Source organism: Nocardia vinacea NBRC 16497 (assembly GCF_000308835.1).
Classification (GTDB): domain Bacteria; phylum Actinomycetota; class Actinomycetes; order Mycobacteriales; family Mycobacteriaceae; genus Nocardia; species Nocardia vinacea.
Map to the genome: position 1 here is coordinate 1 of NZ_BAGN01000193.1, position 16,639 is coordinate 16,639.

General features: G+C 67.6%; 12 protein-coding genes. 8 read left to right on the forward strand and 4 right to left on the reverse strand.

Going from position 1 to position 16,639, the window contains the following annotated elements; all coding sequences use genetic code 11:
* Positions 1-576 (forward strand): DbpA RNA binding domain-containing protein (locus tag ON44_RS26750; RefSeq protein WP_040695036.1); only part of this gene is annotated, 576 nt, incomplete at its 5' end.
* Between the two features lie 160 nt (positions 577-736).
* On the forward strand, positions 737-4,129 hold the full coding sequence (locus ON44_RS26755) for an AAA domain-containing protein (RefSeq protein ID WP_245567348.1): 3,393 nt from the start codon (positions 737-739) through the stop codon (positions 4,127-4,129).
* A 120-nt stretch (positions 4,130-4,249) separates the two neighbouring features.
* On the opposite strand, the gene ON44_RS26760 is transcribed toward ON44_RS26755, so the two are convergent.
* Together ON44_RS26760 and ON44_RS26765 are read right to left on the reverse strand one after the other, a co-directional pair.
* Entirely contained in the window at positions 4,250-5,437 is a 1,188-nt protein-coding gene (locus ON44_RS26760; protein WP_085998624.1) for an amino acid deaminase/aldolase, read from the reverse strand.
* A 39-nt stretch (positions 5,438-5,476) separates the two neighbouring features.
* Positions 5,477-5,956 (reverse strand): hypothetical protein, encoded by a 480-nt coding sequence (locus tag ON44_RS26765; RefSeq protein WP_040695039.1) that lies wholly within the window; start codon positions 5,954-5,956, stop codon positions 5,477-5,479.
* Between the two features lie 419 nt (positions 5,957-6,375).
* Between ON44_RS26765 and ON44_RS26770 the strand changes: the two genes are divergently transcribed.
* Positions 6,376-7,122 (forward strand): tyrosine-protein phosphatase, encoded by a 747-nt coding sequence (locus tag ON44_RS26770; RefSeq protein WP_040695041.1) that lies wholly within the window; start codon positions 6,376-6,378, stop codon positions 7,120-7,122.
* A gap of 1 nt (position 7,123) precedes the next feature.
* On the opposite strand, the gene ON44_RS26775 is transcribed toward ON44_RS26770, so the two are convergent.
* Both ON44_RS26775 and ON44_RS26780 read right to left on the reverse strand, forming a co-directional pair.
* Positions 7,124-8,392 carry a class I adenylate-forming enzyme family protein gene (locus ON44_RS26775; RefSeq protein WP_040695042.1) on the reverse strand — a complete coding sequence of 423 codons (1,269 nt, stop codon included), beginning with the start codon at positions 8,390-8,392 and terminating at the stop codon, positions 7,124-7,126.
* Positions 8,393-8,486: 94 nt separating this feature from the next.
* Entirely contained in the window at positions 8,487-9,281 is a 795-nt protein-coding gene (locus ON44_RS26780; RefSeq protein WP_040695043.1) for an enoyl-CoA hydratase/isomerase family protein, read from the reverse strand.
* Positions 9,282-9,382: 101 nt separating this feature from the next.
* On the opposite strand from ON44_RS26780, the gene ON44_RS26785 reads away from it, so the two are divergent.
* The 5 genes from ON44_RS26785 to ON44_RS26805 all read left to right on the forward strand — a co-directional run.
* The gene (locus ON44_RS26785; protein ID WP_040695045.1) at positions 9,383-10,408 is read left to right on the forward strand and encodes a glutathione S-transferase family protein; all 1,026 of its coding nucleotides are present in this window, start codon (positions 9,383-9,385) and stop codon (positions 10,406-10,408) included.
* 145 nt (positions 10,409-10,553) lie between these two features.
* A complete protein-coding gene (locus ON44_RS26790) occupies positions 10,554-11,285 on the forward strand; it encodes a membrane protein (protein WP_040695046.1) in 732 nt (243 codons plus the stop codon).
* On the forward strand, positions 11,282-12,256 hold the full coding sequence (locus ON44_RS26795) for an ABC transporter ATP-binding protein (protein ID WP_040695047.1): 975 nt from the start codon (positions 11,282-11,284) through the stop codon (positions 12,254-12,256). Before ON44_RS26790 ends, ON44_RS26795 begins: the two co-directional genes overlap by 4 nt.
* Positions 12,253-13,035 (forward strand): ABC transporter permease, encoded by a 783-nt coding sequence (locus ON44_RS26800; RefSeq protein WP_040695048.1) that lies wholly within the window; start codon positions 12,253-12,255, stop codon positions 13,033-13,035. Before ON44_RS26795 ends, ON44_RS26800 begins: the two co-directional genes overlap by 4 nt.
* Before the next feature lie 103 nt (positions 13,036-13,138).
* Positions 13,139-16,639 (forward strand): ABC transporter ATP-binding protein (locus ON44_RS26805; RefSeq protein ID WP_040695050.1); only part of this gene is annotated, 3,501 nt, incomplete at its 3' end.

Consider the following 16,639-nt stretch of genomic DNA (forward strand, 5'->3'; position numbering starts at 1 on the left):
GAGAACCTCAGCTCGACGAATCTGGCGCTGTTCCGCAAGCTCATCGAGGATTACGAACGCGAGCACAACATTCCGCTCGTGGATATCGCGGCGGCGCTCGCGGTCAGCGGCTACGACGGCGACAACTTCTTCATGGAGCCCGAGCCGGAGCCGGTCGAACGCCCGCAGCGCGAACGCATGCCACGCGGGGATCGGCCCGCGCGCCGGTTCGAGGGCGAGGACCGCGGTCCATCGCACCACCGCGCGAGCGGAGCCGAATTGGCGACCTACCGGATCAGTGTCGGCAAGCGGCATCGGGTGGTGCCCGGCGCGATCGTCGGCGCCATCGCCAATGAGGGCGGACTGCGCCGCAGCGATTTCGGCCATATCAGCATCCGCCCCGACCACAGCCTGGTCGAACTGCCCGCAGACCTATCCTCAGAGACGCTGGAAGCATTGCGGCGCACCAGGATCAGCGGCCAGCTAATCCAGCTGCAACTCGATTCCGGCCCGCCGAACGGACGTCCGTTCCGTCCCGGACCGCGTCGCGATCGCGACGGCGGCAAGCGACCGGAACGGCGCAAGCCACGCTCCTGAACCGGGGAGGGGTAAACCGCCGGTGGGAGCGACGGGCCCGTAGGCGGTAGCTTGCGTAACCACGCAGGGCCCCGCGGACACCGAATTCAACACAGGCAACGCGGCTAGCTACAGTGTTGCCGTCCGTGTCCGGCGAAGACACAGGAGGCCGCGTTTGATCGTGTTCGGTGATCGTGTCGTCTGTTCCGCCGTCGACCTGGTGCGCGCGGCGCAGTGTGAATTCGAGTTGCTGCGTGTCCTCGATACCGAACTGGGCACCATCTCGGGCACGGCGGATGTGGCGCCGGATCATGCGCAGCGCAGCGCATTCGACGATGCGCGCGCACGCAGGCTCGCGGATTTCCGTGATCGGTTCGGCAGTCGGATGGTGGAGATCCATTGCGCCGCGCACGATCCGGCGGCCGATCCCGAAAGTTATATCGCCGCGCTGCGGGCCGCCAATGCCGAGACGGTCGCGGCACTGCGGGCCGGTGCGCACGTGATCCACGGCGCCACCTTCTTCGACGGAAAATTCGTCTGTACCAGCGATTTTCTGGTTCGGGCCGGTCATCGGGTGCGCTACACCGTGCACGGCACCGCGGCGGGACCACCGGATCGGATCGACGCGGCACTCGAACTCGCCGCCTGCGCCGACGCTTTGGACCGCAGCGGCGCGCTCACCGCTCCCCTGGTCCGGTTGCACCTGGACGAGAACAGCGAGACCCTCGCGCTCACTGATCTGCTGCCGGTGTATCTGGCTCGGCGCGGTCGGGTGGAACGGATCCTGGAAGACAAGCTGAGCGAGTTGCTGCCCGTGCAGTGGGGCGATCCGCGCTATCTCGCCTGCGGCCACTGCCCGACCTGCACCAGCGCGATCTCGGCGGCACGCGACCTGCTGCTGGTCGCCGGTATGCCGCGCACCGCGCGGGCCAGGTTGCGCGAGGCCGGGGTGAGCACCATCGACCGGCTGGCCAGCAGCACCGCGACCGTGCCCGGCCTCCCGCCGCGCACCTTCAGTGCATTGCATCGCCAAGCCGAAATCCAGCTGGCTCGAGAAGATTCCGGTCGGCCGACTCACACGCTGGTCGACGCGATCGCGCTGGGCGCGTTGCCGCCACCGTCACCGGAGGACCTCGCACTGACCATCGAGGAGGACTCATCGGGTCGGCTGCTCGGTATCGAGGTGGGCGGCAACGGCACGGTCCATCTGGCCTTCCGCGCTCCTTTCGGCGCGGCGCGCGCACCGTATCGGGCGATGACCGATATCGCCGACGAGGAGGCCGGGCAGCGGCGTGCTTTGGACGAGGTGCTCGACTTCGTCGCGCGAAGGCTGCGGATGTATCCGGATATGCGTGTGTACCACTACACATCCGGCGTGCGCTCGGCGCTGCTGCGGTGGACCGGTCGGTACGGGGTCGGCGAGGAGACTGTCGAGGATCTGCTGCATGCCGGTGTGCTCGTCGATCTGTATCCGATCGTGCGCAATGCCCTGCTGATCGGGGAACGCTCCTATCGGCTGAGTCGACTGCGGCGGCTGCTGCCGAATGCCGCGGGCCAGGAACGCGATTGCGTCACCGTGCTGCGGCTACGCGACTGGCTGCTGGATCGGGTTGCCGAACGGCGCGTGGACTCGGATGCGGTGCTCCTGGATCAGGCGAGTTCGTGGTGCCTGGTGCCGAGTCCGGAGGAGCCCGATCCGCTGCCGCCGTCGCGGCCGTCGTCGATCGAGGCCGCACTCGCGGAATTCGCGGCGGCACAGGGCGAGCCACGCCATCCCGCGGCATTGATGGCGGCGGCGCTCGGCTATCACCGGCGCGAACGACAGCCGCTGTGGTGGGCACATGCCGACCGGCTCAGTCATCCGGTCGACGAATGGGCCGACGCGCCAGGGGTATTGGTGGCCGATTGGGGCACGGTCGACACCAAATGGCATCGCAGCCCACACCAGCCGACCATGCGCAGATACCTCACACTGACCGGACGCATCGGCATCGGCTGGGGCGGCAGCGATACCGCGGGCGGCGCCGCGACCGGCACGGTGCTGACGCCGGGCGCCACCGTGTACACCTTCTACGATCAGCCGGTCGCCGCCGGGATGATTACCGCCGTCGGCCGACGCGCGACCGCCACCGCGACCGTGCTCGGCTGCTCGGTGGACGCGAACTTCGACGACACCGTGCGGCTGGAGGAACTACTGCCGCACGGCTGCGAACCCTACGACGAGCTGCCGACCGCGATAGCACCCGGCTTGCCCGCCTGGGACGAGAATATCGAGACCGCCGTCGAATTCGCCGCTCAGCAACTGCTGATGGCATTACCGGAGATCCCGGCGGGGGCGGTCTTCGACATCCTTGCCCGCCGACCCCCGCGCCTTCGGCGTGCCGAGCGGCTACCGGATGTGCACGGTGACCACGCGGCGGCCATCACGGCCGCGCTGCGCGATCTCGACGAGTCCTACCTCGCGGTGCAGGGGCCGTCGGGCACGGGCAAGACCTCCACCGTCGCCAGGGCGATCGAACGTCTGGTCACGCGGCACAAGTGGCGCGTCGGCATTGTCGCGCAGACGCATTCGACGGTGGAGAGCCTGCTCGACATGATCGTCGCGATGGGCGTGCTGCCGGAACTGCTGGCCAAGAAGGATGTCGAGGCGGTGGCGCCGGAGTGGTCGGTGATCGACGGCACGCGTTATCCGCGGTTCCTGGACAATGCGGTCAACGGCTGCGTAATCGGCGGCGTACCGGCCGATTTCGCCGATGACGAGGTGGTGCCCGGCGACAGTCTCGATCTGCTGGTGATCGCCGATGCGGGCCGCTTCCCACTCGCCGATACCGTCGCGGTCGCGGTGAGTGCGCGCAATCTGCTGCTGCTCGGTGATCCGGCTCCGTCCTCGGCACGCAGCGCGCATCCGGAACCGGTCGACGAATCGGTGCTCGGCTGGCTCACCGAGGGCCGCCACACCCTGCCCGCCGACCGCGGCTACTTCCTGGACCGCACCTGGCGGATGCACCCGCGCGTCTGCGATCCGATCTCCCGGCTGTACTACGACAACCGGCTGCGCTCCAACGAAACCGTCACGCTCGCCCGGCAATTGGAGGGCATCGAACCCGGCGTGGAGACGGTGCTGGTGGCACACAGCGGCGATTCGACCGAATCGATGGCCGAGGCCCGCGAGGTGGTCCGCCGGGTGCGTGCCCTGCTCGGGGTCTCGTGGATGACCGGTGCGATGACGCGACGGCTGCATCCGCACGACATCCTCGTGGTCGCGCCGTACAGCGCCCAGGTCGGACTGATCCGAACGCTGCTGGCCCGGGCCAAGATCGAGGATGTGCTGGTCGGCACCGCCGAGCGATTCCGCGGTCGGGAGGCGGCGGTGGTGCTCATGTCGATGACCACCTCCAGTCCCGCCGACGCGCCCTACGGTATGCGATTCCTGCTGTCGCGCAGCCTGGTTCAGGCGACGCTGTGTCGGGCCATGTGGAAGGCCGTCATCATTCGGTCACCATTGCTCACCGAATATCTGCCGAGTACGCCGGACGATCTATCCGATCTGGCGACATTCCTACAACTCAGCTGAATATTTCTTTCAGCATTTGCTCGATTCGTGACCGAAATATTCAGTCCGAACCGGTTGGTTCTTTTAGTGGAATTCGATCTTGAAATTGCGATCACGCGCAATTCGCAATTAGCAGTCGGCTCAGCCGAAGCAGTTACCTTCACCGCGATAAGTGGGCACCGTTGTCCGAGTGCCGTCCGCATCAACCAAGTGGACGTGGTTGAATCGCTCGCACAACTCCCCGGCCTTGGCATGCCGGAACCACACCCGATCGCCGATCCGCAGTTCGGCGGCTCCCGAGAGCGGCGTCTGCACCTCGCCCGCACCCTCGGTGCCGAGCAGCTTCAAGCCGGTGGGCCACGCCGGCTTCGGCACCCGCGACGCCCCGGCCGGTCCGGAGGCGATGTACCCGCCCGCGAAAACCGTTGCGATGGACGGGGTCGGCTTGCGCAGCACCGAGGTGGCGAAGAACAGCGCTGGACGCGGGGTGAAGGCGCGGTAGTGATCGAACAGCGTCGGCACATACAGCCCGGAGCCTGCGGTCACCTCGGTGACATCCGGATCGGTGACGCTGACCTCGATGGATCCGGAGCCACCGCTATTGACGATCTCCAGCTTGCCGACGACCGAGCGCACCGCGTCCAGAACTTGTCTGCGCCGCTTGCCGATTTCGGCCGCCGAGGCCCGCTTCACCAGGCGCACAGCGATATTGGAATCGGGTAGCCCGGCGATCTGCGCCTCGTATGTCATTACGCCGACCACGTCGAATCCACGGTTCACAGCCTCGCGCGCGAGCGCGGCGACCTGTTCGGGAGTGCGCACCGGCGAGCGCCGAACACCCAAGTGCAGCGGTCCGATTCGCAGCGAGGCGTCCACATCGAGGCAGATCCGGGGCCGCACCAGATCGGTGCCGACCGCGGCGCGGATCAGGTCCAACTGCGCGACATCATCGACCATCAACGTAATGGATTGGCGCAGCGTGTCATCGGTGGCGAGTTCGGCGAGCGCCGCGCGGTCGACGGTCGGATAGCCGAGCAGCACATCGCGCGCGCCGAGGCGGACCAGCCAGATGGCCTCCGCCAGTGAGTAGGACATGATGCCCGCGAAGCCGCCGGACGCGGTGAGCTCGGCGCCGAGCACCTCTTCGAGCACCGCGCGGCAGCGCACCGATTTACTCGCGACGCGGATGGGCACTCCACCCGCGCGACGGACCAGGTCAGCGGCGTTGGCGCGCAGCGCGGTCAGGTCGAGGGCAGCCAGCGGCGGGTCCAGCTCGGCCGTGGCCGCATGCAGTGCGACGATCGGCGACGTGTCTGTCACCAGACCCACTCAACCACCAAACTGGTCAAACGTCCAGTATTGCGGGAATCAGACTTCGGCGGCCCGGCTGGCCAGGCTGCTGACCAGGTCGTCGAGCACCACCAGCATCGTTTCGTCATTGCAATCCGCGAGCCAGCGCAGCACCGTGCCCTGCAGCACCGAGACCGCGTAGGCCGCGATGGCATCCGTCGGCTCCAACCACTGCGCGCCCGAACGGTCGGCGCAGAGATCCAGGAAGCTCGCGACCTCGGAGTCCATCTCGCGGAACAGGGCCGTGGCCTGCGGGTCGGCGACACATTCGGTCTGCGCCTCCCACCGTTCGGCCAACTGATGCGCGGTCGCCTCGTACCTGCGGGCCTGCTTGGCCGGAGCCGCCTTGACCAGCGGCCAGTACGCGCTCACACCGGCATGCAGCAGCACCCGAAGTGCTCGCACTCCGGTGAAATCGAGCGAGGCAGCCGCCTTCTCGACGGCCTCACAGATGGTCGGCCGCAGCCTGGCCGCCGCTATTTCTCCACGTACGCTCAACGATGACTCCCTCGAGGAAAGAACTCGCGCACCCTCGTTGGCGCGACTCGCTGACCATGACAGGCGGCTCTCATGAATCCCCCGCTAGGGAATTTCCTGGATGCCCAGTCCAACATTCATCAATGGTAGAGGGTTTCCAGGGTTTAAGAACGGGTTCGATGGGTATTTCCAGACTGGAAGAATGTTTTGTTACCCAACCGGAATCCCGCTGCGATCGAGCGGTGTTCACCGGAATCGCCTCCCTGGGTGTCACTCTCGCGTCTGCCCAACGCGAGATAGACCATCGACCAGACTACGGTACGAGCCGGTACCGCCCCGATGTCCTGTGGCGCATCACACACCAATACCTCGCGAACTGGACTGCTGACGGTTCCGCGATCGACACCGTGCCGACACCGCGAGGTAGCTAGCCTGGACCGGTGACTCTCTCGCCCTCCGCCGACCAGTTCTATCTGACCGGCACGTTCAACTTCCGCGATCTCGGCGGTCTGCGCACCGTCGACGGCGCGCGGATCCGCCCCGGCGTGCTGTTGCGCTCGGCTCAGCTGAGCGGCCTCGATCTGCCCGGACACGCGATCCTGCGCGAACTCGGCGTTACCGATGTCTTCGACCTGCGCGGGCCGCGCGAGATCGAGCACATCGGCCACGACAATCTGCCCGAGGGCGTGCGACTGAACGTCACACCGTTCGACTCCCGGATGGCCGAGGCGCCGCCGCACGATGCGCAGACCGACGCCGCTTTCCCGCACATGCTCGAGGTCTACCGCGACTTCCCGGCCCGGCCGGAGGCCAATACCGCGATCATCGCCATCGCCGAGACGATCGCCCAGGGCGACGGCGCGGTGCTGGTGCACTGCGCGGCGGGTAAGGACCGCACCGGATGGGCGATCGCGACCCTGCTGCGCGCGGTCGCGGTCGGCGAGGCCGATGTGCTCGCCGACTTCATGGCCAGCAATGACGCCGTCCCCGCCCTGCGCGCCATGATGGCGCCGAAACTCACTGCGGGAGCTGAACTTTCCATCGATATCCTCGGCGTGCGCGAGGACTACCTGCGCATCGCGACGGATACGGTGCACCAAAGCCACGGTGATTTCGAGACCTACCTGACCGCCATCGGATTCACCGCCGACCTGCGCGCGCGATTGCGCGACCGCATGCTCGAGTGAGTCACCCCGCCTGCGCCCGCTCGCGTCGGACCAGACCGTCGGCGTCGATGCTGACCTGATCGCCGGTGTGGAACCAACTTCCGGTGAAGCGGTCTGCGGTGGTCTCCGGATCGTTCCAGTAGCGGTGGGTGACATTCGGTCCGCGACACAGCAATTCGCCGTGCCCGGTCTGCGCCTGCGGCCCCCACAGCGCCAATTCGGTACCGCCGAAGGCGAATCCGAGCACCGGATCCGCGCCGGGCGCGGTATCGGTGTCGTCGTCGACGACCAGGCCGATGCCGCTGGTTTCGGTCGCGCCCCAGACCGACCACCGCCGCGCGGCCGGGAACATATCCCGCAGGGGGGCGGCAAGATCCGCGGGATCGGTGGGAGCGGCGGCACGTTCGCCCCGATGCCCTGCATTGCTGACCCGAACAATGCCGTCGGTACACAGTCCGTCGGTACGCAGCGCCGCGAGTTCGGGCAGCAGGCGAGCGAAGACGCGTGGTGTCGCGGAAACCATATCGATCCGTTCGGAGACAATGGTTTCCGCGAGACTGCGACTATCCGGCGCGAGCACGACCGTGCCGCCGACCGCGAAGGTAGGCAGCAGTTGGTCCACGCAGCCGCTCGCATGCGCCAGCGGTAACAGCACCAGATTGCGCAGCCCGTCGGTCGGCAGATCCAGCGCCGCGACAACAGAACGGATCGCCGAAAGCAGATTTTCGTTGGTCAGCTCGACGCCCTTGGGCGCGACGGTGGCATTGACCGGACACGGCCCGGCGCCACTGGTGTAGCAGAGCAGTGCCAGATCGTTCAGGGCCGCGCCGTCATCGATGAAGGCGGCGCCGTCGGGCAGTTCGTCGCTGCCACCGCCGAGTACGAAATCGGTACTGCTGTCGGCAATCACGCGCTCGGCCACCGCATCGGGCAGTCCGTCGTGCACCAGCACCGGGACCGCGCCGCTGAGCAGCGCCCCGAGGAAGGCCTGTACCCAGCGCGCGCCCGTTGGCATGTGGATGGCGACCCGGTCGCCGAAGCCGATGCCGTGTTCCTGCAGACCGCCCGCGATGCGGGAGGCGGAGTGCCACAGTTCCCGATAACTCAGCCGGGGGCCGCCGATCTCCACCACCGCCTCCCTGGTCGAGAAGGCGTGCACCTGCAGATCCAATAGTTCGGTCAGCGCCGGGGTGAGGTTGCCGTAGCGCAGCACCCCATCGGCGCCGCGGGCCAGCGGTGCGTCGCGGGCATGCGGACGGTTGAGTGGATATTCGACCAAAAACTGCGACATGAGTCCTCCGCACGCGCCTCGAGCTTCAGGCCCTTGCGACTATATGACGCGAGTCACATTTTCGCTGGCATAGGCGAGGAACGTGTCCCGGCTGTCACCGGCCGGTGTACGTCGCCTTTCCCGGTCCGACCTCCAGGAAGCTGCGCACCGCGCCGCGCAGATCCGCCGTGTCGAACAGTGCACCGGACACCTCCGGCGTCACCGAATCCGCGTGCGCCACACCGCCGGAGCGCCACGCCTCGATGATCTGCTTGGTCGCGGCATGCGCCCGGGTCGGGCCCTGGGCCAGGCGATTCGTCAATTCCCGTGCGGCGGCGTCGACATCGTCGTGGATGGCGTTGACCACGCCCCATTCGGCCATGGTCGCGGCGTCGTAGAGGTCACCGGTCATCACGAATTCGCGGGCGCGGCCCGAACCAGCGCGCTCGGCCAGTCGCTGTGGCCCGCCCATCGACGGCGTCAGGCCGACGACCGTCTCCACCAGCCCGAATTTCGCCTTCGGCGCGGCCAGGATGATGTCGCACGCCAGGGCCATTTCGAACGCGGCGGTCAGGGTCAGGCCGTGCGCGGCGAAGACCACTGGACACGGCAGCGCCTCCAGCGGATGGATGATCTGCGCGAACAGGGTGCGCCACAGCTCAGCGCCCTGCTCGATCGTCAGCCCGTCGAAGACGTGCACGTCGACGCCACCCGAGACGAGCTTGCCCTCGGCTCGCAGCAGCACCGCGCGCGGCGGGTTGGCCGACAGCTCGGCGAGATCCTCGACGAGCGCGTCGAGCATCGACCGGTCGAATAGGTTCAGCGGCGGATTGGCCAGGGTGAGGGTCGCGACCTCGGCGCCGGCGTCGGTGGTTTCCCGGCTCAGCCTGGTGGCCTTGGTATCACTCATTCGGCAAGAGTAGGCACACCCACCCCGCCGGCCGCCATCCCCGGGCTCCCCCAACCCGTTGGCGGGCATCCCCTCAGGCGTCGATCTGCGAGACTAGGCGCGTGACCAAGTCGGTATCGGAAAGCGGCTCGTACGTCGAAGCCGGTGAGTTCAAGCGAGATACGAATTACATCACCACACGCATTACCGCTGACGGCCGCGACGGGTATCCGGTCGAGCCCGGCCGCTATCGGCTGGTCGCGGCGCGGGCCTGTCCGTGGGCCAACCGCACGCTGATCGTGCGCAGGCTGCTGGGACTGGAAGAAGTCATTTCGCTCGGGTTGTGCGGACCGACGCACGACAGGCACAGCTGGACCTTCGATCTGGATCCCCGTGGGGTGGATCCGGTGCTCGGCATCGCCCGGTTGCGTGATGCGTACCTTGCGAGATTCCCGGACTATCCGCGCGGCATCACAGTGCCCGCGGTCGTCGATGTCCCCACCGGGCAGGTGGCGACCAACGACTACGCGCAGATCACACTCGACTTCGCCACCGAATGGACCGCATTCCATCGCCCCGGCGCGCCGCAGCTATATCCGCAGGAGTTGCGGGCAGAGATCGACGAGGTGAACCTGGCGGTCTTCCGGGATGTCAACAATGGCGTCTACCGGTGTGGATTCGCCGGAACGCAGGACGCGTACGAGGCGGCCTACGATCGACTCTTCGCGCGGTTGGACTGGCTGTCCGAACGCCTCACCACCCAGCGCTACCTGGTGGGCGACACCATTACCGAGGCCGATGTGCGGCTGTTCACCACGCTGGTCCGCTTCGATCCGGTCTATCACGGCCACTTCAAGACCAACCGCTCCAAGCTGACCGAAATGCCGGTGCTCTGGGCCTATGCGCGCGATCTGTACCAGACACCAGGATTCGGTGACACCGTCGATTTCGGCCAGATAAAAGAGCACTACTACGTGGTGCACGCCGATATCAACCCGACCCAGATCGTGCCCAAAGGTCCGGAGCTGACCAACTGGCTGACCCCGCACGGCCGAGAAGCGCTGGGCGGCAGGCCATTCGGCGACGGCACCCCACCACCACCGCCACCGCTCACGGAAAGGGTCCCTGCCCTGCGCGAACCGGCGTGATCGAACCGACACTGGGTACACCCACCCCGCCGGCTGCCATCCCCCATCGGGAACCCGGCCGACCGGGTACATCGTTGTCATGACGAGTTGATGGCGGCCGGTGCAATAAGGTCGTTCCGTAAGGGCGGAAGAGGAGGATATCGCCGTGTTCAAAGGCACGTTCGAGAAGACGGTGGTCCAGCTACTCGATACCGGGTCCCGCCTGCAGGCGCCCGCGGTCGCCAAGTACGTGGACCGGCTGCGGCGTTCGCATCCGTCGGAGAATCCCGCGCAGATCATCGAGCGGCTGGAGCACCAGTACCTGCTCGCGGTCACCGGCAGTGGCGGTGCGGTCGGCGCGACGGCCGCGGTGCCGGGAGTCGGCACCATCGCGGCACTCGCGGCGGTCAGTGCCGAAACCACCTTCTTCATGGAAGCGTCCGCGGTGTTCACGCTGGCCGTCGCGGCCGTACACGGCATCTCTCCCGAGGACCAAGAGACGCGGCGGGCGCTGGTGCTCGCGGTCGTGCTCGGTGAGAGCGGGATGGAGATCGTCGAGAAGACGGTCGGTCATTCGGCGAAGAACTGGGGCACGCTGTTCGCCAATAGGATTCCCGGCCTGTCGAGCATGAACGATTCGCTGCTCAAGCGATTCATCATCCGCTTCATCACCAAGCGGGCCGCATTGATGGCCGGCAAGGTGGTACCCGCCGGTATCGGAGCGGTGATCGGCAGCGTCGGCAATCGGGCGCTCGGCAAGACCACGATCGGCAACGCGCGCAAGGCATTCGGACCCGCGCCGGTGACCTGGCCCGCCGATCGGCAGCTCGTCATCGACGCCGACCCGCTGCCCGCCCTGGATCCGGCCAAGCCGCAACCCCCGACCACTCCACGATGAACGCGGGCCGACCGCTCGCCTTCGCCGTCCGCGGCCTGACCAAGCGCTACGACCTGGTCACCGCGGTCGAAAACGTGAGCTTCACCGTGCCGTCCGGTACCACCGCCGCCCTGGTCGGTCCGGCGGGCGCGGGTAAGTCGACGATCCTGCGAATCCTGCTCGGTCTACACCAGCCGACGTCCGGAACCGCTGCGGTCGGCGGGCCGGGCTCGCGGCGGCGCGACGGATCCGCGGTTGTCGTCGGCGGCATGTTGCAGCCACGTGGGCTGCACCCGGCTCGAAGCGCGCGTGATCATCTGCTGGTCTATGCGGCGGCCGCGGGAGTCGAGGACGCACGGGTCGACGAGGTGATCCAGGTGGTCGGCCTCGGTGAGTTGGCGAGGACACGGGCGGGCGAGCTGTCGGACGGATCGCAGACTCGGCTGGCCCTGGCAACCGCGCTGCTGGGCGACCCGCAGCTGCTGATTCTCGACGAGCCCTCGGCCGGTCTCGACGCGGCGGAACGCGCCTGGCTGGCGGACGTCCTGCGGCGGCACACCCGTCGCGGTGGCTCGGCCCTGTTGTCCAGCGAAAGCCTCGCGAACGTGATTCCGATGGCGGACAACATCATTGTCGTGAGCGAGGGCTCGGTGGTCTATCAGGGCACCCCTGCCCGGCTTCGGCGCGGACACCCCGATCGACTGGTCGTCGCCGCATCGACCCCGATCGCACTCGCGACAATGTTGGCCGCACAGGGCTTCACCGATGCGGTGATCCGCCCCGACGGACGCCTCGCCGTCGCCGAAGCGACCGAAGCGCAGATCCGCGCGGCTGCGACGGCGGCCGGTGTGCGCGTGGACAATATCGTCGCCGACCAGATCCATCCCGACCGAGTGCTCGCCTCATTGGTCAAACCGGCCCGCCCACCCCAGCCCGCACCCTATGCCGGGATCGCACCGCAGCAACCGACCCCCTACGGGATTACACGATGATCGCCGTTCTGCCACCGGACCTCGTTCCGGCCGTCAACTCCGAGGTCCGCAAGGTCAGCACACTGCGCGCCGGCCGAATCCTGGCCGCGCTGATTCCCGCGGTCGCGCTCGTCGCGAGCACGGTGACCGTACTGCTCGCCGGACCCGCCGATCCGAAATCCAATCCGGCCACGGGCGCGGCGACCATCGGGCTCTATATCGGTCTCGCGGTCGCGATCGTGGTGGCCGGTGCCTTCGGCGCGACCGGTGCGGGAGCCGAATACCGTTACGCGACAATGCCGACCACCGCCCTGTTCACCGCCGACCGGGACCGGCTGGTCGCCGCGAAGTTCCTCGTCACCGCGGGCTTCGCCCTGGCAGCGACCTTCGTCGTCGAACTCATCGCCTTCGCCTGCCTGCTCGGCTTCGGCCGCGGCAAATTCGACTTCGGAGTGCGCTTCCTCGCGGTCCTCGGCGGCGGACTGCTCGCCGCGGTCTGCTGGTCCCTGATCGGCGCCGGCCTGGGCCTGCTGCTGCGCACCTCCACCACCGCGGTCGTGGCGATGCTCGGCTGGCTGGTGATCATCGAACCGTTGATCTGGGTCGTCGCTAAAGCAATCGGCCTCGCCGGAGTGGTCACCGTGCTGCCTGGCTCCGCCACCGTCAGCACCGTCGCCGTCGGTTCCTTCAAAGACAGCGACTTCCTGGCCCCCACCCCCGCCGCCCTGGTGGTCCTCATTCTCTGGACCATCGCCGCCGCGGGCGGGGCCTGGTGGTTGCTTCGCACACGCGACATCTGATCCGGCCCCGGCGGCGGGGAACAAACAGCGGTGCGACACGTGTCATTACCGTCGGTACAAGCACGACAAGACGGGGTGAGCAGCGGAAGTGACCGAGCGCGGTATGGGTTGGATGCGCAGGCTGTGGACCGAGTGTTGGAGCCACCGGGGCACGGTCACTGGCATCGCGATCGCATTGACGGCCGGAGCACTGGTCGAGATCTCCGCGCCACTGCTGACCAAGCGGGCGGTCGATGCGGCCGGAGTCGGTGACACCTCCGTCATCGGGACCATCGCGGCCCTACTCGCCGTTGTCGCATTCGGCCGCTTCTCGGCGGCCTTCGGACGCCGCATGTTGGCCGGACGGCTTTCCCTCGATGTGCAGCACTCGCTGCGTGTCAGTCTGCTCGCCTCGCTACAGCGACTGGACGGCGTCGGGCAGGACGCGCTGCGCACCGGACAGGTGGTGTCGCGTTCGATTACGGATCTGCAGTTGGTGCAGGGCCTTTTGGCGATGACGCCGCTGTCCGGGTTGGCATTGCTGGAGTTCCTGCTGGCCGCCGCGGTCATGGTGTGGCTGTCGCCGCCGCTGGCCGCCGTCGCACTGCTGGTGGTCCCCGCCATCGCGGTGCTGGTATATCGGATGCGGCCCCGCCTGTACGCGGCGACGTGGTCGGCGCAGCAGCGCGCCGCCGAGGTCGCGCAGCATGTCGAAGAGACCGTCACCGGCGTACGGGTGGTCAAGGGCTTCGGGCAGGAAGCTCGGATGGTGCGCGTGCTGGAGGAGCACGGGCGCGTGCTCTACGCCGAGCGCATGCGCGCCGCCAAGATCAATGCGCGCTTCGCACCCGTGGTGACCACGATTCCGCAAGCCGGGCTGGTCGCGGTGATTGTCGTGGGCGGACTGCTCGCCCTGCACGACGTCATCGGTATCGGCACCTTTCTCGCCTTCTCCGCATACGTCACCACCATGACCGTCACCACCCGCACCATGTCCTCGGTGGTGATCATGGCCCAGCTGACCAGGGCCGCCGCCGAGCGCGTCTACCAGGTCATCGACGCCGCGCCCGAAATCGCCGACTCGCCCGCTCCCGCCGAGCTCCCCGATGGGCCCCTTGGCATCGAAATCGATTCGCTGACGTTCGGATTCGAGCCCTCGCAGCCCATCCTGCGTGACCTCGATCTGACCGTGCAGCCCGGCGAAACTGTCGCCATCATCGGCCCGGCGGGCTCCGGAAAATCAACGCTCTCACTGCTTCTCCCCCGCTTCTACGCCCCGGAGTCCGGCACCATCCGCCTGTTCGGATCCCGGGAATCCGCTGAGCAGGTGGATATCGCCGACCTGCGCGCATCCGATTTACGCAGCGCGGTCGGGGTGGTGTTCGACGACCCGTTCCTGTTCAGCGACACCATTGCCGCGAATATCGCACTCGGCCGACCAGCGGCCACCGACGCCGAAATCCGCTATGCCGCAAAGCTTGCCGCGGCCGACGAGTTCATCACCGAACTCACCGACGGCTACGACACCGTGGTCGGCGAACGCGGATTGACGCTGTCCGGCGGGCAGCGGCAGCGCATCGCTTTGGCCAGGGCGCTATTGGCGCGGCCACGGATTCTGGTGCTCGATGACGCGACCTCCGCGGTCGATGCGGTGACCGAGGCGGCCATCTTCGAGAAACTGCCCGATGTGGGCGGACGCACCACACTGATCCTGGCGCATCGGGAATCCACGCTGGCCCATGCGGATCGGGTGATCCGGCTCCCCGGGCCGGTCTCATACGCCACCGATGAAGCCACGATCGCCGACATCCCACCGTCAGCCGGTTCCCGACGCACCGCAACACCCACCAGCGGCCCAGGCGGATTCTCGGGCGCCGCAGCCGATCTCAGCGAAACCCCCGAATTGCGCCGCACCCTCGAACGTCTGCCACCGGCCACCGAACAACCCGACCTGGACGACGAACAGCTGCGCCAACCAGATCCCGGATTCCGACTCACTCGCCTGTTGCGTCCGGTGCGCTGGCTGGTTCTGACCGTTATCACCCTGCTCGCACTGGACACCCTCATCGGCGTCGCCTTCCCGCCGATCGTCCGCTATGCCATCGATTCCGGTGTGAGCGGCCATGATTCAAGCGCACTCGCCCGGGCGGGCGCATTCGGCGCGGTCTTGGTCGTGCTCGGTCTCGCGGTCGGCGCGGCGACCACCGTCCTCACCGCCCGCAGCGGCGAACGCGTCCTCTACGGGCTCCGCGTGCGCAGCTACGCCCATCTGCAACGGCTGGGATTGGACTACTACGAGCGCGAGCTGTCCGGTCGCATCATGACCCGGATGACCACCGATGTGGACGCACTCTCGACCTTCCTGCAAACCGGCGTCGCGACCACGCTGATCGGCGCACTCACCCTGGTCGGTATCGCGGTGGCGCTATTGGTCATCGATGCCTCGCTGGCCGCGGTGGTGCTGATCGCGCTGCCGCCGCTGCTGGTCGCGACGGCGCTGTTCCGCCGCGTCTCCTCGACCGCCTACACCGTCTCGCGCGAACACGTCTCGACCGTCAATGCCGATTTCCAGGAAAACGTCGCCGGACTGCGCGCCGTCCAGGCCAACCGGCACGAGCCGATCGCCGCCCGCCGCTTCGCCGAATACTCCGATCGCTACCGTGCCAGCCGGATGCGCGCCCAGCGCGCGATCGCCATGTACTTCGCCTTCGTCATCGCCTGGGCCGATCTGGCGCTGGCCGCGGTCGTGTACTTCGGCGCGCGCGAAGTCGCCGAGAACACCACGACCGCGGGCACACTCATCGCCTTCGTGCTCTACCTGCAGCTGCTCTTCGGCCCGATCCTGCAGTTGTCCCAGGTTTTCGACGGCTACCAGCAGGCGCGCGTCGGTCTGCGCCGCATCGGCGACCTGCTGCGCACCCCGTCCTCGATCGCCGCCGATCCACCGGACGCGATCGTGATCGACCACGGATTGCGCGGCGAGGTCGTGCTCGACGACATCCGATTCCACTATCCGAGCACCGAGAATCCTGCCCTCGACGGAGTATCACTGCGGATTCCGGCCGGATCCACGCTGGCTTTGGTCGGACCGACGGGCGCGGGCAAATCGACCATCGTCAAGTTGCTGGCCCGCCTCTACGATCTGCCCCGCGACACCCCGGGTGCGATCGCCGTCGACGACATCGACATCCGTGACTACCGCCTCACCGACTACCGCGCCCGGCTCGGCATCGTCCCCCAGGAAGCTCACCTCTTCACCGGCGACGTCGCCAGCAACATTGCATTCGGGAAACCTTCCGCGACCGAAGCGGAGATCGCGGCCGCGGCCACCGCGGTCGGTGCGGCCGACATGATCGCCGCGCTACCGCAGGGCATGCGTCATCCGATCGGCGAGCGCGGCCGCGGCCTCTCGGCGGGCCAACGCCAACTGATCGCACTCGCCAGGGCCGAACTGGTCCGTCCGGATCTGCTGCTGCTCGACGAGGCCACCGCCACCCTCGATCCGGAGACCGAGGCATCGGTGCTGGTAGCGAGCCGATCGCTGACGCGCGGCCGGACCACCGTCGTCGTGGCGCACCGGCTGGGCACCGCCGCGCGAGCCGATCGGATCGCCGTCGTGGAACGC

Excerpts from the sequence above, each read along its gene's own strand:
- ON44_RS26775 (WP_040695042.1), bottom strand. The coding sequence starts at position 8,392 with ATGTCGCAGTTTTTGGTCGAATATCCACTCAACCGTCCGCATGCCCGC.
- ON44_RS26780 (WP_040695043.1), bottom strand. The coding sequence starts at position 9,281 with ATGAGTGATACCAAGGCCACCAGGCTGAGCCGGGAAACCACCGACGCC.
- ON44_RS26795 (WP_040695047.1), top strand. The coding sequence starts at position 11,282 with ATGAACGCGGGCCGACCGCTCGCCTTCGCCGTCCGCGGCCTGACCAAG.
- ON44_RS26800 (WP_040695048.1), top strand. The coding sequence starts at position 12,253 with ATGATCGCCGTTCTGCCACCGGACCTCGTTCCGGCCGTCAACTCCGAG.